We start from the raw sequence: 20,606 nt of genomic DNA on the forward strand, positions 1-20,606 counted from the left end.
AAAAGTTTATGTAAGTGCATGACAGGGAAAGATATCATAAGCCATTCGTTTTACACATGCTTCTAAAAAATGTTATATGTTAGAAAATACACGGAGAGGGAGGTTCTTTTTCTTGTCTGAAATAAAAGTCAACGGAAACCGTCTTCAAGCAAAGGAAAATCAGAGCGTGCTTGATGTTTTGACCGAACATGACATCGAAGTGCCGAGCCTGTGTTACCACCCGAGCCTGGGTGCTATTGAAACGTGTGATACTTGTATCGTCAGTGTAAACGGAGAGTTGGTGCGCTCGTGTTCTGCGAAAGTGAAGGACGGAGACGCTATTGCTACGAACGACGAGGCACATGAAGCGCAGCTGATCGCAATGGATCGCATTCTCGGCAACCATGAACTGTATTGTACGGTATGTGACTATAACAATGGCGACTGCGAGATACATAACGCGGTGAAGGAAATGAGAATAAGCCATCAAGAAACACCATTCAACTATAAGCCGTATGAAGTGGATCGCAACGCTTTTTACCGTTACGACCCGGACCAGTGCATTCTTTGCGGACGTTGCGTGGAAGCTTGCCAGGATGTGCAAGTCACGGAAACGTTAACGATTGATTGGGAACGGGAACGTCCGCGTGTGATCTGGGACAAGGACTCCCCGATTGAAGAATCCTCGTGCGTGAATTGTGGCCACTGTTCCACCGTTTGCCCGTGCAACGCGATGATGGAAGTGGGCATGGAAGGGGAAGCCGGTTTTTTAACAGGAATCAAGGATTCCTCCATGCGCCCGATGATCAACATTACGAAAAATGTTGAAACAGGCTATGAACAGCTTATGACCATTTCTGACATGGAAGCGTCCATGCGCGAAAATCGCATTGAAAAAACGAAAACGGTATGCACGTATTGCGGAGTCGGCTGTTCCTTTGATGTGTGGACGAAGGATCGCCAAGTGTTGAAAGTCGAGCCACAAACGGAGGCCCCGGCAAATGGCATTTCTACGTGTGTAAAAGGAAAATTCGGCTGGGATTTTGTGAACAGTGAAGAGCGCCTTGAAAAACCATTAATTCGGGAAGGCGATGCGTTCCGCGAGGCGGAGTGGGAAGAAGCATACGACTTGATTGTAAACAAATTCACGGAAGAAAAAGAAAAGAACGGACCTGACTCGCTCGCGTTTATTACGTCTTCCAAATGTACGAATGAAGATTCCTATGCCATGCAAAAACTCAGTCGTGCCGTTATTGGCACGAACAACGTCGATAATTGCTCCCGTTATTGCCAATCGCCAGCGACGATGGGCCTATGGCGAACGGTCGGCTATGGCGGCGACTCAGGGCAAATTACAGACATTGAAAAAGCCGAACTCGTGATTATCACCGGTTCAAATACAGCGGAAGCTCATCCGGTATTGGCAACACGCGTTAAACGTGCCCAAAAGCTGCATGGACAGAAGGTGATTGTGGCTGATCTACGTAAGCATGAAATGGCCGATCGCGCCGATCGATTCGTTCAGCCCGCAGGGGGGACAGACCTTGTCTGGATTTCAGCGGTTACGAAATATATCATTGATCAAGACTGGCATGACCAGGCGTTTTTGGATACGCATGTCAATGGCTTGAAAGATTATATCAAAAGCCTTGAACCGTACACCCTTGACTATGCCGAAAACGTTACCGGTTTAACGAAAGAAGAAATGATCGAAATCGCAACATCGATCTATGAAGCGGATACGACTTGCTTTTTATGGGCAATGGGAATCACCCAACACGGGGGAGGTTCTGATACGAGCACGGCGATCTCCAACTTAATGCTCATTACCGGCAATTATATGAAACCAGGCGCGGGAACGTATCCATTGCGTGGGCATAACAACGTGCAAGGTGCCAGTGATTTTGGTAGCATGCCTGATCGCTTCCCGGGGTACGAATTTGTCACCGATAAAGACGTTCGAGCGCGCTATGAGAAGGGATGGGGCGTTGATTTGCCTGCCCACGCGGGGCTTAATAACCATGAAATGGTGGACGCTATCCACGACGGAACACTGAATGTTTTATATTTAAAAGGCGAAGAGATGGGCATCGTCGATTCCAACGCTAATTATGTGCAGCAAGCGTTGGAGAAGTTGGATTTCTTTGTTGTCCAGGATATCTTTTTCTCAAAAACGGCCGAGTTTGCCGATGTAGTGCTACCCGCCTCTCCGAGTTTTGAAAAAGACGGTACGTTTACAAATACGGAACGTCGATTTCAGCGTTTGTATGAAGTGTTTGAGCCATTGGGCGAATCAAAACCGGATTGGTTGATTATTAAAGAAATCGCCAATCGTATGGGAGCGAATTGGGATTTTGAGCATCCAAGTGAGATTATGGACGAAGCCGCCTCCCTCGCCCCGATGTTTGCAGGCGTCAGCTATGATCGTTTGGAAGGATATAACAGCTTGCAATGGCCGGTTGCCGAAGATGGCACGGATACACCGCTTCTTTTTGAGGACGAATTTCCGTTTCCGGATGGTAAGGCAAGACTTTACCCTGTCGAATGGACGGAACCTCTTAAGTTTGGCGACGAGTATGATCTTCACGTGAACAACGGACGCATACTCGAACATTTCCACGAAGGCAATATGACTTATAAATCCGAAGGGATTACGAAAAAAACCCCAAGTGTTTTTCTGGAAGTCTCACCGGAACTTGCGAAAGAGCGCGGGCTTGAAGATGGAACCGTTGTGCGCTTAACGTCGCCTTACGGAAACGTCAAAGTGGCTTGCATTGTGACAGATCGCGTGAAGGGAAAAGAAGTGTACTTGCCGATGAATGACTCAGGCGTTGGGGCAATCAACTACTTGACAAGCAGCCATGCCGATAAGGATACGGATACCCCGGCTTATAAAGAAGTGTCTGCGAAAATGGAAGTGCTTGAGCCGAAGGGCGAGAGTCCCTTACCGAACATCAATCATCGCAACGGCAATCCGCAACCGCAAAAAGGGGTAGCGGTGGAACAAAAATGGGCCCGCAAAGATTACACCTTCCCAGGCGACCTCGTGAAAGAAAGGAGGTCCCAGTATAATGGCTAAAGCGACCAAAGTCATCCACCGCATGGAACCGAGTGAAGAAGAATTGCGTCAGCGTGATTGGGAAGAGATTGAAAGCGTCCTCCTGGAAAATAAGGAAGTGGTCGCTGATACGTTTGAGATTATGAAAGGACTCCAAGATTGGGAAGTATTCAATACGCTAAATGCTCTCCTAAAAGAAGGGGACGCGGTGCTTGAAAGACTCGTAACAGCCGTTGATAATGCGGATACGACGCAATCGATAAAAAATATGCTTCTCATGTTCAGTGTGCTCGGAAAGCTCGATATGGAGGAAGTCGAACCGATCGTCTTGAAGATGAATACAGCGTTCTCCCAAGTGGCCGAATACGAACATTACGGAAAAGAAGGGGGCGGCTATCCCGCGCTCCTTCGCTCCATGAAAGACCCGGAAGTCATTGAGGGCATGAACGTACTCATGGCCTTCCTCAAAGGATTCGGTGCCAATCAGGAACATAGGGAAAAAATGGAGGATCGGGACGCCAAGCTTCAACACGATTCGGAAAAAGCAGTGTCCGGAACCCGTGTATCCCGTCGCACATCATCTCCGTCTAACAAATGGTATGTTGCCGCAGCCGGCGTCTCATTGCTTGCTTTGCCTTTTATTTTCAAAAAGCAAGGGTCGTGATAAGACATGAAAGGAAAGGCACAAACTTCTCAGGCAATTTTGCGCTACGAAAATGGTAGTGCTGAATGGAAGGAAGACACCATCGCCGCCGAGTATCCCGTAACAATAAAATTAAACGGGGATGAGTTCGTGACGATGGTATGTACCCCGGATTACATTGAAGACATGGCGATTGGATACTTGGCATCGGAAGGGATTATCGCCAGTTTTAACGAGATAAAAGAACTAAGAGTGGACGACAAAAATGGTTATGTTCATGTGACTTTGACGAAAAACATCGATCATCTGCACCAACAAATGCAAAACAAGCGGTACATTACCTCTTGTTGCGGCATGAGCCGACAAAGCTTTGTCTTTGCCGCCGATGTGAAAACGACAAAAACCATGCACACACGACAGGTGGTCATCGCTCCGGATGATTGCTTTCGCCTAATGGCAGACATGCAACAAGCAGCGGAAACGTTCCAAGAAACCGGCGGCGTACATAACGCCGCCTTATGCACGCTTGATGGCATCGTTCTTATGCGTATGGACATCGGCAGGCACAACGCCCTCGATAAAATATATGGATATTGCTTAAAGCACGACATTTCGTTGCAAGATAAAATTATTGTTTTCAGCGGACGGCTTTCATCGGAAATTCTCTTGAAAGTGGGGAAAATCGGCTGCGAGGTCGTTCTATCCAAATCAGCTCCGACCGAACGTGCCCTGGAATTGGCCAAGGAGTTGGAAATTACAAGCATCGGATTTATTCGCGCCGGGTCGCTGAATGTGTACACCGTGCCGGAACGTGTCGTTTTGCCGTGAAATTTTTGGTGTTTGGCTGATAAAATCAACCGGAAACGTTTTTCGTTTCCGGTTGTTTAACTTATTCCCACTTCTCGATTAATGCATTGGCTTCCGCTAGCAGAGTGTCATAAACATCATCGGAAATCCATTCCTGCGCTTGCTGATGGTCAAGTAAATCTTTGAATCCGTTCATATGGTTAATGACTTTTTCTGCCTCTTTCTGGTCTTCAAAGTGAGCGACGGACGTCAGATGCAACTCTAGGGAGTGGACGGCGTCCCCGTTTTCGAATTCGGCTTCTTCGGCAAAGGTTTCGACTAAGCTTTTAATCTCTTCGGCGCTGCCTTTTTCATCTTCCATCTCGCTTTCTACTAGGGCGCTTCCTCCTCCGCGCCGCTCAGACTCAGTGGCCGCGGTCACTGTGCCATCGTCTGAAAATTCAATGCCTATCGCTGCGCTAATGCCTTGCTCGGCGGTATTGGCGGTAAAGATATGGCCCATTGCTTCTAGTTCTTCGATTTGTTGTTCGGTTTCTGCATCCAGATAGTTTTCTTCATACTCAGCCAATGCGTTAAAATTGTTTCGTTGCGACAAGCGAGGCTGTTCAATCGCTTCCGGAAGCGACGTGTCAAAATCCAGATTACTCATCATGATTTGAGACAAGGTTGTTAAAATGGTATCACTTCCCGGAGCGCCTACCGTTAGCACCGGTTTTTCCTCTTCCATTACAAGGGTCGGTGCCATGCTGCTCATAGAGCGCATTTCCGGGCGCGGATAGTTCGGATGCGTAGGAGAATCGGTCGGCGTTCGCCCATACACGGCGTTATTTAATAAAAAGCCATAGCCGGGCACGACCATGCCATTGCCGCCGATCGATACAATCGTTGTCGTGTAGCTTACGACATTGCCTTCGTCATCGCTCACAGCCAGGTGAATCGTTGATTCATCGGGAATGTTCTCTTCATCTTTTCTGCGTTTTTCTTTATCGGCCTGTACACCTTGAGCTTCCTCTTCGACAGAAGTGGTTTCAGCCGGCGGTGTTGCGTCACCCATGACGTTCGTTTGGCTCGGTTCCTCGAGCGTCTCGCTCTCTTCGGTTACAGGCTCTGCTTCGATATGATCAAGGAAGAACGTTTGCGTTTGCTCGTAATCAAAATTAATCATGCTCATCATCAAGCGGCCGAGGGGTTCATCCAGCTGGTCGTCTTCCGCCAAATCATGGACGGCTAACCATTCCTCGGGTTCCTCGTCCTCCACTTCCCAGGCACTTACTTTAAGCTCGTTATTTTCAACCCGGAAGCGCAAGTCGTGCCAATCCGTCTCCACGGGATAATCGATACGTTCGAGGGTTGCCAAGTTACCATCGATGACGCGTTGAAGGACGAGTTCCCCGGTTTCCGTATTGATTTCCAACCCGTATCCATTACTCGGAATGCTGCTTCCCGACTGCCATACATCGCCGTTCAGCCATAAGCGCAAGCGTTGGTCATATCCTTCTTCATCGGCGCGCACGCGTAAGTTCACTTCATGATCTTCCACAGGCTCCATGTTGGCAGCGGCCCGTCCGTACGCGCTTCCTCTGTCTTCCCCTCGGTCGCTCAAGTCAATTTTTCCGGTTTCATCTTCAATCGTAAAGCTGGCATCAAAAGGGTCGCTCATGGGACCGGTATCGATTCTGTGAAATTTACGGGCATCCCATTCGGCGCCATCTTCGACTGCGAAATCATAGAAGAAGTCCTCGTCATCGTCCAACCAGGGATTGCCGGGAGGCACCTGGCCAATCGATGCACGCCCCGAATCAATATTCGTGATCCGCTCTTCAGTATATGCATCGGAGAGCAGCTTATCGACGGGGACGTCCGTATGCACGGGATCACCGATGTATTCCCGACGATCAGCAATCGCGTAGCGGGTCGCTTCCATGAAATGATGCCACGCCTTGGTGCTGGACATATTTTCGACATCATAATGCTCGAGCATATTAAACGTTTGGCCAATCGTGATGCCGCCGCTAGAAGAAGGAGGCATGCCATAGATGTCGTAGCCCCGGTAATCCGTGTGGATCGGCTCGCTCGTTATCGTTTCATAGTTTGCAAAGTCTTCCATCGTCACATCGCCTTCCAGCACCCCGTATTCTGTCAGCCATTCGCCACTGATAGCTTCAAAGTCTGGATCATCCACGACAGGTGGGTCGTTAATCGTATCAACCATCGCCTCGGCGATTTCTCCTTCATAGAAAACCTCGCTACCTTCATCCGCAAGCAATTGATAAGTATGAGCCTTATCAGGGTTTTGCATCACGTCACCGGGTTCCGGTGCGGAACCATTCTCATTGAGATAAATGTCTCTTGTCGAGGAAAAAAGATTAAAGCGTTCCTGATTTTCCGTCGTTTCCCGTACCAAATTTTCATCCGCGACGAATCCTTCTTCGGCCACGTCAATCGCCGGGCGTAGCACTTCTGCAAACGTCATTGTTCCGTATTCTTCCAGGGCAACTTCCCAATTTTTTATCGTCCCGGGAACCGAAAACGATTTTCCGCCTGAGGTTCTCATCGCTGAAGGGAAAATCTCCCCTGTTTCTGGATTAATATACGTTTCGTCATTAAATGAGGCCGGGGTAATGGATCGGCTGTCAATCGCGATGGGCTCGTCTTCATCTGTCAAATGGATGAGCATCATTCCACCGCCGCCAATGCCGCCGGAGTAAGGTCTCGTGACTCCTTGAGCCGCCGCTACAGCCACGGCAGCATCAACCGCATTTCCGCCTTGTTCAAGAATCGCCATCCCGGCTTCGGAGGCATGGACATCTTCAGAAGCCACGGCTCCACCGCTTCCGGTCATGTGTGAAATAGGTTCACCGGATTCTTCGGCATATAAAGCAGGTGTCCATAAAGAAACGATCAACACTGTGCATACGAGTGAACTTCCAAATTGACGATGTTGCTTTTTCATTCAAACCCTCCTAAATTATCATAATATTAAAAACTACCAATAGAGTAACATCAATGTGAGATGGATAAAAATAGTAAATAAATATATATATAGATATTGGGAATAAAAATAAAAATATTTAGATTTAAAAATGGTCATATCCTCCTTTTTTAGGAAAATATATGAAAAAATGAGAGATAAGTAAGGGAAACCCTGTCACAAAAAAGATTTTTATTAATACAAAAAATAAAAATAGTAAAAAATACACATCCGGGAAAAGGGTAATTATGAAATAGGTTTCAAAAAAGATAGAAAATCTTTCGAAGTGGCCAATGAAAAAATGATAGAAATGAACTATTATTAAATAAAAATAATAAATAGATATAAATTTATAACCTCAGGTTATTTTTAGATTTATTGTTACAATGGTAATATTTAGTGTAATATCTCAAAGTCATGAAATAAAAGCAAAAAAAGGAATAGGAGGCGACTTTCGCGGGCGATGAATTTTATCTTGGGTAGGATCACTTGAAATGTTGAAACGGGTGGATCCGTCGTAGCACTGGAAAATGACAACCAAAGTGATGCCCAAGAAAATGAATGTGACACGATTATTAAAAACGGCACGGTGATGGACGGGACAGGCCAATCCAGTGATGAAGCGGACGTTGGGATTCGAAACGGATACATTTATCAGGTTGGGTGCCTGGATGAAGCCAACGCTGCAAACATGAAGTCGGTTTAGAAGGGAATATCGTCGCACCGGGATTTATTGATATTCACATTCATGCCGATTTCGAAGCGTTGCAAACGGCGACTAGCTCGTTAACGTAAGCATATGGGAGGCTTTGAGGATCTCCTTGACCATCAACAAGAGTTGATCACCGAGGAGCGTATGACATTTTAAGCGCCCAGGAGGGTGGAAAGGAGAGGGTGAAATGCGCAGAAAAATAAGCATTTCAGTCCGTCTGTTCGCGGTAACTTATTTATTAATTTTCATCGGCGTTTTAGTAACTTCACCGACATCGGCGACTTTCGAAGACATGGAATCACTTGAAGGTGATCTTTCAACGACCGATTCATTTGGAGAAGAGGACGATAAAGATGCCGACAGCGCTGATGATAAGGATGAGGACTCGGAAGCGGAGGATGACGAAGTTGGTTCGGACGAGGGAGACGAAGAACAATAGGGTACTAATGATTTTAATATCACCAATCAACGTAATATCACAAAATTACAAAACTAAAACGAGGGTGATAAATACGTATGTGGCATGTCACGAGGAAAGTCATCAGCGGCTTTACAACAGTTTTATTGTTTACGTTACTTGTTGTCACCTTATTCGCGGTTATTTCCAGCCAGGCGGCTGATGGTGAACCGAATATCTTTGGGTATGAACTAAAAACGGTTTTATCAGGTTCCATGGAACCGGAGATTCAAACCGGATCGATGATTGCGATTGAACCAACTGAGAACCCGACCCAGTTTGAGCAAGGGGATGTCATCACTTTTACTAATCCTGATGACAATCTGGTCACCCATAGGGTTCACGAAGTAGAGAACGATGGCGAGCAATACATTACCAAAGGGGATAACAACAACTCAACGGATTCTGAACCGGTAATCGCTGAAAATATCGTTGGCGAATACACAGGGGTAACCGTTCCGTTTGTCGGTTACGCGTTTGTTTTTGCTACCTCGGAGCAGGGAGCAGTGCTGTTATTAATTTTACCCGGTGTTTTGTTGCTGGCTTATTCCGCATTCACCATCTGGCGCGGTTTGCGACAGATCGAACCGTCGAAGAAAAAGGAAGAATCGGTGTCGCCGCCCCGTCAGGAGTAACTCCGAACCTGACGAGGCGTTCACATAAAATTTCACAAGGGGGAATCCATAATGGGGGTCAAACAACAGCTTGGTATGGGTGTTACAACAGCCGTTCTCGGTTTGACATTAATCGGAGGAGGTACATTCGCGTATTTTAGCGACAGTGTCGAAACGAACAATACGTTCGCGGCAGGGACGCTTGATTTGTCAGCGGAACCGACGGAGATCATTGACGTGGATAACTTGCAACCCGGGGATACAATGATTCGTGATTTTGAATTGCAGAACAACGGGTCATTGGATATTGATACGGTGACGTTGGAAACCGACTACACGGTGATTGATGCAGAAGGCGATAATACACACGATTTCGGGGAATTTATCGAGGTGGAATTTTTGTATAACGCCGACAATTTGGACGAAGTGATTTTCGAAACGACCTTGAGTGAATTCCAGGACATGGAACCGGAAGCGATCAGTGAGCACGTGTTCTATCCTGAGTTGGGCGATGACGGCCTGCCGGTCGATGAGTCCCACGACCTCGTCGTGCAGTTTAACTTCACAAGCGACGATGACGTAGACATGAACCAGTTCCAGGGCGAGGCTTTAGAGCTAGAGTGGACGTTTACAGCTACACAAACCGAAGGGGAGGAACAATAAATGGCTAAAAAATGGACGAGCAGTTTGTCGATGACTTTAATCGCGTCACTCGTTATGTCGAGTGGAGCTTTAGCCAACTCCGGGACTCCGAGTGATGAGGTTCCGGAAGAAAACAGTGAAAATTCAAGAATTTTATATCAAGATGACGCAGATGTGTCCGTGCAAATGCAGCGTTCCGTCGAAAACCAGAAAAGCAACGCTGATTCAGCCAAACGTTTTTTGGAAGCCAACAAAGATCTTTTTGATATGGCGAATCCCCTACAGGATATGGAAGTGCTTGAAGAACAAACCGATGACGAGGGGATGACCCATATTCGTCTGCAACAAACGAAAAATGGGATTCCGGTCGAGGGACATGAAGTGATTGTCCATTTTGATAAAGACGATAACGTCGACTCGGTTAATGGGCATTTCAATGCGCAAGTGGATGAGATGGATGTGGTTACAAGTAGTGCCACGTTGCAAGAGGAAGAAGCGATCGAAAACGCTCGCGAAGCTGTTGTTGCGCCTGAGGATTTGGAAGAAGGTCCTGAAATCGAACTCGTGTATTATCCATTGGGGGATGATGCCCACCTCGCTTATAAAGTGAACATTACTTACAGGACGGAGGATCCGGGCAATTGGTTTGTTTTTATTGACGCCGGCACAGGTGAAGTGCTTGATCAGTACAATACCATTTCCCATATGGCAGAGGCGGCCGGGTTGGAAGATGAAGAATTGCAAAATGAGGAAAATAAACAAGCAGACGCCTCATCATCTGTATCTAATGCTGAACCGGACCCTGGCGCGTATCAATCCGCAACCGGTCCCGGCATAGGTGTTCATGGTGAGCATCGCGTACTGAACATTTCGCATAAAGCAGCAGCCAATGGACCAGGCAGAACCTTCAGCTTATTTGATTTTTCCATTCCTAATTTGGATGGCATCTTGACTTATGACGCAGAGGAAGATTTCTCTTTGCCGGGTGTGCCTTATTCCAATGTCGGTGCTGCTTTTGACTTAAGAGATGAATCCCACGCGGCCGCGGTAGATGCTCATTACAATTCAACCACAGTTTATGAATATTTCTTGGAAGAGCATGGCCGCAACTCCATCGATAATGAAGGGATGGCGCTTGTGTCGACCGTGCATTACGGCGAGGATTTTGCTAACGCTTTTTGGGACGGGAGCCAAATGACCTATGGTGACGGGGACGATGAGTTTTTTATTCCTTTGTCAGCCGGTCTGGATGTCGCCGCTCATGAAATCACTCATGGGGTCACCGAGCATACAGCGGGCCTCGTTTATCGCTTCCAATCCGGCGCGGTAAATGAAGCCATGTCCGACATATTCGGTGTTTTGGTTGATGATTCCAGCTGGCATGTCGGGGACGATGTCATGGCACCGGCTGCGATCGAGGATGGTCGTTTTGCATTGCGCAGTCTAGAAGATCCTGGTCTGTTCGACGTCGATGAGGCGTATTGGGAGCATGGTGATGGTTCAGGCGCGTATCCTTCCCACATGGATGAATATTACGACTTACCGATTGAACTGGATAACGGTGGTGTTCATACCAATTCCTCCATTATCAATCATGCGGCCTATTTGATCGGACAAGAAATCGGTCGTGAAGACCTTGGGCAAATTGCTTATCGGGCTTTAACGACGTATTTAACACCGATGTCTGATTTTGACGATACCCGTTTTGCCTTCGTCCAGTCAGCGATTGATCTCTACGGAGAAGATAGTGACCAAGCTGAAGCTACCGGAGATGGTTTTGATGGTGTAGGGATCGAGTAAAAGGAAGCTCTGTGATCGTCGTCAAATGCTAAGATAATCTGGCATTTTCCGAAGATATCTGGCACTTTTCCCATTCATTCTGGTATTTTCCCAATTTCCCAGGATGAGCGTCTCACAAACTATGGCTACTCAAAAGTAGGGAGGTATATCTAATGATTGGAAAACACTGGCGTCCGGGGATGGCCATAGCAACATCGTTTATGCTTGTCGCTTCGACAGCTCTCACGGATCTCGGTACGGATAAAACTGCCGCTGCCGAGGATCCGTTGGTTGATGAAGGTGAAGATGGCATGGTGTCGACGTCTCATGCTCTGGCCTCTGAAGTCGGCGAAGATATGTTGACAAGAAACGCGAATGCGGTTGATACCGCCATTGCCGTTCATTTTGCCTTGAATGTTGTGGAACCGATGATGTCTGGCATGGGTGGCGGCGGTTTCATGATGGTTTATGATGCCGAAGAAGACGATACGACGATCGTGAACAGTCGTGAACGAGCGCCTGCTGGTGCGGAGCCGGATATGTTCCTGGACGAAGACGGCAATGAAATTCCTTTTCAAGAAAGAGTGACTAGTGGCGATTCGGTGGGAGTCCCAGGCACCCTGGATGGCCTGATGACGGCCAGTGAAAAATGGGGGCACCTGGACTTCGAAACACTGATGGAACCAGCCATTGAATTAGCCGATGAAGGCTTTGAAATCGACGGAGAGTTAGCAGGCGCGATCGATAGTAACCGGGATAAATTATCGCAAAGCGCGGCCGAGGATGTCTTTTTACCTGAAGGCGAGCCTTTACAGGAAGGGGATCACCTCGTCCAGGAAGACTTGGCTGATACGATGCAACTCATTCAAAACGAAGGTCTGGATGCGTTTTATGATGGTGAAGTCGGACAAGCCATCGCCGATACCGTCCAGGAGTTCGACGGAAGCATGACGATGGAGGACATTCGCAACTATGAAGCGGACATCGACGAACCGGTATGGGGAGAATATCAAGGGTATGACATCGCGAGCATGCCTCCGCCGAGTTCAGGTGGTTTGACCTTATTACAAATGCTCGCTCTTCTGGAGGATTTTGACGTTGGACAGTATGGAAGCCAGGACGCGGAGCGTTATCATCTATTGGCGGAAGTGATGCGTCTCGGTTATGCCGATCGGGGTGAGTATATGGGCGATCCCGAGTTTGTGGACGTTCCTTTTACAGGGCTGTTGCATCCTGAGTACATTGAGCAGCGTAGTGCTTTGATCTACCCTGATGAAGCCAATGAAGACGTGGAACCCGGTGATCCTTGGGCCTATGAGGATCAGGAACCAAGCCATGGATCCGTTGAGGTGGAAGAAAGAGAAGGAACGGGCGAGACCACTCATTTTACAATTACGGACCAATGGGGCAACATGGTCAGCTACACGAGCACAATCGAGCAGGTCTTTGGCTCGGGCATCATGGTTCCCGACTACGGGATTCTGCTGAACAATGAATTGACGGATTTTGACGCAACCCCCGGCGGGGCCAATGAAGTGGAACCTAACAAAAGACCATTGAGCAGCATGACCCCAACGATTGTCTTTGATGACGGCGAACCGTATATGAGTGCCGGTTCACCGGGAGGAACAACAATTATTAACGCAGTATTTAACGTCGTCAACAACGTCATTGACCATGACATGGGCCTACAGGAAGCCATCGAGGCGCCCCGTATTCACAGCATGGATTATCCCAATATCAGTTGGGAGGAAGGGGTTCCTCAAGGTGCTCGTGACGAGCTGGAGGCGCTCGGCCATGAATTTGACGAGAACCCCAGCAGTCTTGGCAACGTCCAAAGCATCATGGTCAATCACGATGATGGTGTCTTTGAAGGGGTAGCGGATAGTAATCGAAAAGGCGCGGCTATCGGATTTACATTGGACAGTGCGTCTATGATAAACCTCGTTAATCGTTTTGAAGATGAAGGTGAATTTGAAAATGAAGAAACGGCACGTGATTTACTCCTTCATTTAACATCCATCAATCATTACGAAAATCAAGGAGACGATGAAAAGGTCATCCGGCACATGGAAGAAGGATTTAACGATTTGCTGAATCATCAAAACGAAAATGGGCTCATTTCGGAGGAAGCGCATGATATTTTACAAGCGCAAGCAGATCGCTTGATTGAAAAATTACAGTGATAACCTTAAAAAAAGGGGAGGTTTACATGGGGAAAAAAGTCGTTTGTTTGGCCGCAAGTACACTGCTAATTTTTTCAGCTTTTCCGGCTAAATCCTCTGCGGATGCGCCGGATATCCACTTTGACTCTACCATCGTGGACAGCCATATAGACACGTATATGCATGCGTTAGACGAAAAGACTTGGCTTCCCGAAACCGATATCGGGAAGGAAACATCCTTCGACTTTGACATTCCAAAGGCGCAAGCGGGTGGATTAGACGTCCCATATATGGCAGCCTATACACCCGGATACTATGAAAATACGCCTCGCAGCATCAGTGAAACGTTAGCAAAAATTAATGCTCTTTATTGGACGGAAGATAACAATCCGGACGATCTGACTGTCACCTCTTCTTATGACGACATCATGCAAGCGGTACAGGATGATAAAATCGCGGCCGTTCCGACGATCGAAGGCGGATATTCCATGGAAGAGGAGAACGCGATTGAGTTGTTGCACCAATACGATGACCTTGGTGTAAAAGCACTTGGCTTTACTTGGAACACGTCCAATGCCCTCGGCGAGGGTGCGGATCGAGTATATAACGATCCGGAGGAAACTCCATCGGAAGGTGGGTTAACGGAACTGGGCGAGGAAGTCGCCAAGGAAATGAACGAACTCGGAATGATGATTGATGTCTCCCATATGGCGAGAACAACGTTCTGGGATGTGATCGAAGCTTCTGAAGATCCGATTATTGCCAGTCATTCGGGTGTGAAGGAATTGCGTGACCATCAGCGAAATCTCACTGATGAACAGATGGAAGCACTAGCCGATAACGGGGGTGTGCTAGGCATTGTCTTTTATCCTGTATTTTTAACAGAGGATACAGAAGGTTACGTGGACGATGTCGTTGACCATATCGATTATGCCGTTGATGTGATGGGTGTTGATCACGTCGCGTTAGGCTCGGATTTTGATGGCGCAGCCATGCCGGCAGACTTACAAGATGCCTCTGAATTATCCAAAATTACAGAAGAACTGGAGAATCGGAACTATTCAGAAGAGAACATCGAGAAAATATTAGGTCAAAACCATTTGCGGGTTATGGAAGAGGTTGATCAGGAGAAGGAAGCTGTCGACACAGGTCTAAGCCTAACACCTTCTATTGAGATGGGCGGAAAAGTGGGCGATAACACGCCTGTCTTGGAAGCAGAGGTAGAGGGCGAAACAGCGGATGAAAGCAGCTATAATGCCATTGTTGATGGCATTGAATATGAACCTGAGTTTGACGCGGAAACATCGACCGTATCCCTAGAAGTGGATGAGCCGTTAAAGGAACGTTTCCATGTAGTCACTTTTGAAGCAGAAACCGAAAGCGGTGAAACGGAAAGAGAAACAACCATCTTCTACGTCGACGCAAGCGTGGATAATATGCAAACACTTGTTGAGCATTTTGAAGAAGAAGGCGAATTTGAAAACGGACAGACGGCCCAAACACTTGACCGTCATTTGACAGCAGTCGGCCATTATGAAGATCAGGGCGCAAAGGAAAAAGCAAGCCAACATATGAAAGGCTTAAAGGATATGCTGGATCACCAGCATGAGCAAGTGCTGATTACCGAACACGCGTATAGTGTGCTCACGAATGAAGCGGATGTGCTTATTGACGAATGGCCATAAGAGTATGGTGGTATCGCCTTTGGTGGCATTCACATATCAAAATTTTTAAGGGAGGATTTCAAAATGGGTATCAAACAACAACTAGGCATGGGTGTGACGACGGCGGTTCTCGGATTGACATTGATTGGAGGAGGTACGTTCGCATATTTTAGCGACAGTGCTGAAACGGATAATACATTCGCGGCCGGGACGTTGGATTTAGACGCAGAACCGACGGAAATCATCGATGTGGACAACCTCCAACCCGGAGACACGATGATTCGTGATTTTGAACTCCAAAACAACGGTTCATTGGATATTGACGCCGTAACGCTTGAAACCGACTATACGGTCATTGATCAAGAAGGGGATAATACTGCAGATTTTGGGGAATTTATTGAGGTGGAATTTTTGTATAACGCAGATAACCTAGATGAAGTTATTTTCCAAACCACATTGAGTGAACTTCAGGATATGGAACCGGAAACGATCAGTGAGCACGTATTCTATCCGGAACTTGGAGATGACGGATTGGCTGTCGACGAGTCCCATGATCTTGTTGTTCAATTCAACTTCGTCAGTGACGTGGAAGAAGAATTGAACCAATTCCAGGGAGATGCTTTAGAGCTTGAATGGACGTTTACAGCTACGCAAACCGATGGTGAAGAAAGATAATGAACAATAAAGAGCTGCACCACATCCGGTCAGCTCTTTTTCGAAAAAAATGAAGATCATGGAGAGGGATTAGTTATGCGGATCGCTTATTGGGTGACACCGATGGCCCTGTGCCTGGCATTAATGTTGATGATGAATCCAATGGCGGATACGTATGCGGATGAATTAATCGAAAAGCCCGATGGAATGTTTACGATGACCATATACCATACAAACGATCAACATGGACACACGGAAATGTATCCACAAATGATACCGACATTAAATGAGGCAAAGGAGGAACATGGAGATGGTTTATTGCTTTATGCCGGTGATGTGTTTTCCGGAACGTTGTATTTTAATGAATTCCATGGCCAGGACTCGGTGGCATTTATGAATGAGATGGGCTACGACGCATTCGTGCCCGGGAACCATGAATTTGATCTCGGAGACGTGGAGGACGGCCATCCGGAACTGGCTGCATTCTTTGAAGTGGCTGATTTCCCTATTCTAGGCGCCAATATGGATTTCTCTGAAGACGAAAGACTTGGAGACTTGGGAATGGAAGGCGTTTCCGATAAAGCGGAGGTTGGAATGATTCACGATGGAATTATTCTGGAACATAAAGGTGAAGACATTGGGCTCTTTGGGCTCAGCACCGAAGATACGCGTCATATCTCCAGCCCAATGGATGTGTCGTTTCACGATTACGTCGAGACCGCTCAGGCCATGGTAGATCAATTTGAAGCGGAAGGGATCGATAAAATCATCGCCCTGACACACCTTGGTTACGACAATGATCTTCTTCTCGCTCAACAGGTAGAGAGCATCGATGTGATCGTCGGTGGACACAGCCATACGGAAGTCGATCCGCCAACTGTCGTTACAGAGAATGAAGATGGGGAGGACATCGAACCTACCGTTGTTGGCCAGGCCGGAAAGCATGGCGAGCATATCGGTTGGATGAACGTCACCTTTGATGAAAATGATGATGTTATTGAGGTCGATGGGGAACTTTTCGCAACGGAAGACCGAGATCCTGACCCTGAGGCTGAAAAAATGCTTGAACCTTATCAGGAGCAAATCGAGGAATTGCAAAACGAAGAAATAGGGGCCACTGTCGTTAACGACCTACCTAACCCCCGCCATGGAGGCGGGAATGAAGAAAGCGTTCGTGCCAATGAAACAGCGCTTGGCAACTTGATCACGGACGGGCAATTAACGGCCGCTCGGAAAATCGATGAAGATGTGGTGATGGCCTTACAAAATGGCGGCGGTATTCGCACAGGGATGACAGCCGGTGATGTCACCGTCGCTGAGACGATCAATGTGCTGCCGTTCGTCAAACGCCTCACGTTGCTCGATGTGTCCGGGGAAGAACTGATCGAGGCGTTCGAAACGAGTGTGTCTGATAGCCCTCAGGAGAACGGCGGTTTTTTGCATGTCTCTGACGGCACACGCCTCACGTTTGATAGCGGGCAAGCCTCCGGTGAACGAGTGGTATCGCTTGAAGTCGAAGTGGATGGGGAATATGAACGCATTGAAGCGGACGAGCAATACACCGTGGCCACGAACAACTTTACCGCCGCAGGCGGTGATGGATATGAAGAGTTTGCCGAAGCTTACAAAGACGGCCGCGGCACAATCGTCGGCGATACGGACTGGGAAATGCTCCGCGACTACATGGCTGAACTGGGCGAAGTGGATTACGAAGTCGAGGGACGGATCCAGGACGTTGTTTCTGAAGATGAATAAACAGTTGTATTTTGAGGCTTTCGCGTGAAAAAGGATGAGTTCGGACACAGACGGGAGTATGATGGTAAAAGTGTCCGAACGAAGGGTGAGATCGGACATATTTGCGGATAAAGACACGGCAAATGTCCGAATATTCGATGTATTGTGTTCGAACCACAAGAAAGGTGATTTTCATTTCCTTTTTCTACTAAAATATGAAAATACATGAGGAGGATTTTCATGAAAAGTGCGTATTGGCTGATAGGTTCTGCTTTATTGCTCACCGCTAGTCCAATGGCAGGAGTGTCGGCACAAGAAAATGAAGAACCACCGACGACCGGGTTTGAGGATAGCGGTGGTGAAGAATGGACGAGCCATGAAGATGAACTGGCATTCTTAGAAGAAGTGGCGGAGCAATCGGAGCGGATGACGTATTCCGAAATAGGGACATCTTTGGAAGACCGGCCGTTACATTTAGTGAAAATAGGGGCTCCAGAACCGCCATCGGATGAAGAGGTTACAGATGGCAACAATATGTTGGTAATTGGCTCACAACACGGAAATGAGCCTGCCGGTCAGGAAATGGCCTTGCAGCTGTTGAGAGATTTGGCATTCACGGAAGATCCAGAGTTAGTTGAGCAGTTGAATGAAGCAACAATCATGTTTATCCCAACGGCAAACCCAGATGGCCGTGTGGCTGACATTCGAGGTAATGCGAATGAGGTGGATATTAATCGTGATCATCTCAACTTGGAAGAGCCTGAAGTGCAAGGGATTGCTGGTGTCTTAGAGGAGTTCTCTCCAGATATTACGGTTGATGCACATGAAAGGCCTAGTGCCACCGGGGATCCTGATATGGAAATGCAGTGGGTACGTAATCTCAATGTTGATGATCCATTACGTGAATTAAATGAAGAAATGGTTGAAGATAATTTGCGCCCAGATGTTGAAGAAGCTGGTTTTTCAACGGGTCTCTATGGCGATGCCACTGAGTCCACTTTAGGACTCGAAACTGTATTATCGCAAATGGTAGGATTACGGCATGGATTAGGTCTGTTGACTGAATCAGCTGGGGAGCAAGATCCGGAATACCGAGTGGAGGCCCAGATGGAAACACTTGAATCCACTTTGGAGTTTTACCATGAACGAATGGAAGATATAACAGCCGCTGTGAATGAAGCGCCAGATCGTAAAGCAACGGATGGCGAAGAACAAAATGAGCCATTTTATCTCGACGGGGCAGATATACGAGAACCGGATGAATCGGATATATTAGATCCCCACGCATGCGGCTATATGCTGCATACCTCACAAGCTGAAGATCTTGAACGTCACATTGATGCTTTTTCTTTGGAAACGGAAGATGTAAGTGAACATGGCGTTTTTGTTTCGATGGGTCAACCGATGATGACCGTTGTTCCCTTTTTGATGGATGAAGAAGCGACGTATAACGAAGTAAGCGCCATGCCGTTGGAAAACTGCGGGGATCCTCAAGTGACGGCTTCCGGATTGCAAACGCTCGTTGGGCAATTCGATGAAGACGGAGAGTTTGAAGGAGAGGATGCGTCTCACTCCTTGGACATTCATTTGGAAGTTGTAAGTCACTATGAAAACCAGGAAGAGACGGAAAAAGTCGTTGAGCATATGGGCGGCTTTCACGACCTTCTGGATCATCAGTTGGGCAACGGATTGATTTCTCACGAAGCTTTTGAAATTCTAAGTGATTTTGCAAATGATCTGACCGAAAACGATGAACCTACGTTTGATGCCAATCGAGTGATGGATCATGTCGAGCATTTAAGCGTAGATATTGGGGAACGCGTAGCGGGTAGTGAAGGAGAAGCAGAAGCTGCAGCGTATATGGAAGACGAATTTGAAAGCTTAGGTTATGAAACGTCCACTCATGAGTTCGGGATCGAGGACGATGAGGAATCACAAAACGTGATCGCGGTGAAAGAAGCGGAAGATGTTGAAGATCCGGAGGTCATCTATCTCACCGCTCATTACGACACTGTTCCAGAATCCCCGGGTGCGAATGATAACGCCTCGGGTACAGGAAGCCTGCTGGAACACGCCCGAGTAATGCAAGATATGCCGACGGATAAAGAGATTCGTTTTGTCGCTTTCGGTGCCGAGGAGATTGGGTTGGTCGGGGCATCGGAATATGTTGACCAGTTGTCCACGGACGAAATTGATCGCAGTAAAGCGACCTATAATTTGGACATGGTCGGAACAGATTGGGATCCGGCTTCCCAACTTCATGTTAGCACCGTTGACGGTGATTCGAATGCTGTATGGGAATCTGTAGATGCAGCCGCTGAGCGATTGGGCTATGACGACGACGATCAAACACTGCACCAATTAGGCAGATCGGATCACGTTCCATTCCACGAGGCAGGCATTGATGCCGCACTCTTTATCTGGATGGAACCAGGAACGGACCCCGGGGAGGCTGGCTTAGAGCCTTGGTACCACACACCTGACGACACCATTGATCATGTGAGTCCAGAAAAAATACAACATGTAGGAGATTTGATTGATGAAGCGGTTTCGGATCTTGTCAGCGAAGGTGAATCATCAGCAACAGATGAAGCTGCTTAGTAAGGAAAGGCATCTGACTTTAAAGTGACAGAGAAAAATTGAAATGTGCCGGATTACCCTGGCAAAATGGTACATTCATTTGAAAAACTGCCAGAATATCGCTTTAAAGTGCCAAATTAAGCCAAG

Annotated in this window: 14 protein-coding genes; 13 read left to right on the forward strand and 1 reads right to left on the reverse strand. The window is 47.4% G+C overall.

Annotation, left to right across the window (positions count from 1 at the left end; translation table 11 throughout):
- Nucleotides 1-112 precede the first annotated feature (112 nt).
- The 3 genes from fdhF to fdhD are packed head-to-tail and all read left to right on the forward strand — an operon-like array spanning nucleotide 113 to nucleotide 4,508.
- On the forward strand, nucleotides 113-3,058 hold the full coding sequence (gene fdhF / locus DT065_RS13855; protein ID WP_227002615.1) for a formate dehydrogenase subunit alpha: 2,946 nt from the start codon (nucleotides 113-115) through the stop codon (nucleotides 3,056-3,058).
- Nucleotides 3,051-3,701, forward strand: a complete 651-nt coding sequence (locus DT065_RS13860) for a helical membrane plugin domain-containing protein (protein ID WP_114374386.1) — start codon at nucleotides 3,051-3,053, stop codon at nucleotides 3,699-3,701. Before fdhF ends, DT065_RS13860 begins: the two co-directional genes overlap by 8 nt.
- Before the next feature lie 6 nt (nucleotides 3,702-3,707).
- A complete protein-coding gene (fdhD, locus tag DT065_RS13865; protein WP_114374388.1) occupies nucleotides 3,708-4,508 on the forward strand; it encodes a formate dehydrogenase accessory sulfurtransferase FdhD in 801 nt (266 codons plus the stop codon).
- A 61-nt stretch (nucleotides 4,509-4,569) separates the two neighbouring features.
- On the opposite strand, the gene DT065_RS13870 is transcribed toward fdhD, so the two are convergent.
- Nucleotides 4,570-7,440, reverse strand: coding sequence for a gamma-glutamyltransferase (locus tag DT065_RS13870; protein WP_114374390.1), 2,871 nt, complete (start codon nucleotides 7,438-7,440; stop codon nucleotides 4,570-4,572).
- A 541-nt stretch (nucleotides 7,441-7,981) separates the two neighbouring features.
- Between DT065_RS13870 and DT065_RS19925 the strand changes: the two genes are divergently transcribed.
- The 10 genes from DT065_RS19925 to DT065_RS18970 all read left to right on the forward strand — a co-directional run bounded on the left by DT065_RS19925 (nucleotide 7,982) and on the right by DT065_RS18970 (nucleotide 20,480).
- Nucleotides 7,982-8,164, forward strand: a complete 183-nt coding sequence (locus DT065_RS19925; RefSeq protein WP_114374392.1) for a hypothetical protein — start codon at nucleotides 7,982-7,984, stop codon at nucleotides 8,162-8,164.
- A 193-nt stretch (nucleotides 8,165-8,357) separates the two neighbouring features.
- The gene (locus DT065_RS13880) at nucleotides 8,358-8,609 is read left to right on the forward strand and encodes a hypothetical protein (protein WP_114374394.1); all 252 of its coding nucleotides are present in this window, start codon (nucleotides 8,358-8,360) and stop codon (nucleotides 8,607-8,609) included.
- Between the two features lie 77 nt (nucleotides 8,610-8,686).
- Nucleotides 8,687-9,262 (forward strand): signal peptidase I SipW, encoded by a 576-nt coding sequence (gene sipW / locus DT065_RS13885; protein WP_114374396.1) that lies wholly within the window; start codon nucleotides 8,687-8,689, stop codon nucleotides 9,260-9,262.
- Between the two features lie 51 nt (nucleotides 9,263-9,313).
- Nucleotides 9,314-9,904 (forward strand): TasA family protein, encoded by a 591-nt coding sequence (locus DT065_RS13890; protein WP_114374397.1) that lies wholly within the window; start codon nucleotides 9,314-9,316, stop codon nucleotides 9,902-9,904.
- Complete coding sequence (locus DT065_RS13895; RefSeq protein WP_227002616.1) at nucleotides 9,905-11,683, forward strand: M4 family metallopeptidase; 1,779 nt, start codon at nucleotides 9,905-9,907, stop codon at nucleotides 11,681-11,683. It abuts the gene before it with no gap.
- Nucleotides 11,684-11,835: 152 nt separating this feature from the next.
- Nucleotides 11,836-13,848: a gamma-glutamyltransferase gene (gene ggt, locus DT065_RS13900; protein ID WP_193550770.1), complete on the forward strand. Its 2,013-nt coding sequence runs from the start codon at nucleotides 11,836-11,838 to the stop codon at nucleotides 13,846-13,848.
- 26 nt (nucleotides 13,849-13,874) lie between these two features.
- Nucleotides 13,875-15,512, forward strand: coding sequence for a dipeptidase (locus tag DT065_RS13905; RefSeq protein WP_114374399.1), 1,638 nt, complete (start codon nucleotides 13,875-13,877; stop codon nucleotides 15,510-15,512).
- Between the two features lie 63 nt (nucleotides 15,513-15,575).
- The gene (locus tag DT065_RS13910) at nucleotides 15,576-16,166 is read left to right on the forward strand and encodes a TasA family protein (RefSeq protein WP_114374401.1); all 591 of its coding nucleotides are present in this window, start codon (nucleotides 15,576-15,578) and stop codon (nucleotides 16,164-16,166) included.
- A 75-nt stretch (nucleotides 16,167-16,241) separates the two neighbouring features.
- Nucleotides 16,242-17,900 (forward strand): bifunctional metallophosphatase/5'-nucleotidase, encoded by a 1,659-nt coding sequence (locus DT065_RS13915; protein WP_114374402.1) that lies wholly within the window; start codon nucleotides 16,242-16,244, stop codon nucleotides 17,898-17,900.
- A gap of 219 nt (nucleotides 17,901-18,119) precedes the next feature.
- Entirely contained in the window at nucleotides 18,120-20,480 is a 2,361-nt protein-coding gene (locus DT065_RS18970) for a M28 family peptidase (RefSeq protein ID WP_227002617.1), read from the forward strand.
- Nucleotides 20,481-20,606 lie beyond the last annotated feature (126 nt).

The organism is Salicibibacter kimchii (assembly GCF_003336365.1).
Lineage (GTDB): Bacteria > Bacillota > Bacilli > Bacillales > Marinococcaceae > Salicibibacter > Salicibibacter kimchii.

Excerpts from the sequence above, each read along its gene's own strand:
- DT065_RS13860 (WP_114374386.1), top strand. The coding sequence starts at position 3,051 with ATGGCTAAAGCGACCAAAGTCATCCACCGCATGGAACCGAGTGAAGAA.
- fdhD (WP_114374388.1), top strand. The coding sequence starts at position 3,708 with ATGAAAGGAAAGGCACAAACTTCTCAGGCAATTTTGCGCTACGAAAAT.
- DT065_RS13870 (WP_114374390.1), bottom strand. The coding sequence starts at position 7,440 with ATGAAAAAGCAACATCGTCAATTTGGAAGTTCACTCGTATGCACAGTG.
- DT065_RS13880 (WP_114374394.1), top strand. The coding sequence starts at position 8,358 with ATGCGCAGAAAAATAAGCATTTCAGTCCGTCTGTTCGCGGTAACTTAT.
- sipW (WP_114374396.1), top strand. The coding sequence starts at position 8,687 with ATGTGGCATGTCACGAGGAAAGTCATCAGCGGCTTTACAACAGTTTTA.
- DT065_RS13890 (WP_114374397.1), top strand. The coding sequence starts at position 9,314 with ATGGGGGTCAAACAACAGCTTGGTATGGGTGTTACAACAGCCGTTCTC.
- DT065_RS13895 (WP_227002616.1), top strand. The coding sequence starts at position 9,905 with ATGGCTAAAAAATGGACGAGCAGTTTGTCGATGACTTTAATCGCGTCA.
- ggt (WP_193550770.1), top strand. The coding sequence starts at position 11,836 with ATGATTGGAAAACACTGGCGTCCGGGGATGGCCATAGCAACATCGTTT.
- DT065_RS13905 (WP_114374399.1), top strand. The coding sequence starts at position 13,875 with ATGGGGAAAAAAGTCGTTTGTTTGGCCGCAAGTACACTGCTAATTTTT.
- DT065_RS13910 (WP_114374401.1), top strand. The coding sequence starts at position 15,576 with ATGGGTATCAAACAACAACTAGGCATGGGTGTGACGACGGCGGTTCTC.
- DT065_RS13915 (WP_114374402.1), top strand. The coding sequence starts at position 16,242 with ATGCGGATCGCTTATTGGGTGACACCGATGGCCCTGTGCCTGGCATTA.
- DT065_RS18970 (WP_227002617.1), top strand. The coding sequence starts at position 18,120 with ATGAAAAGTGCGTATTGGCTGATAGGTTCTGCTTTATTGCTCACCGCT.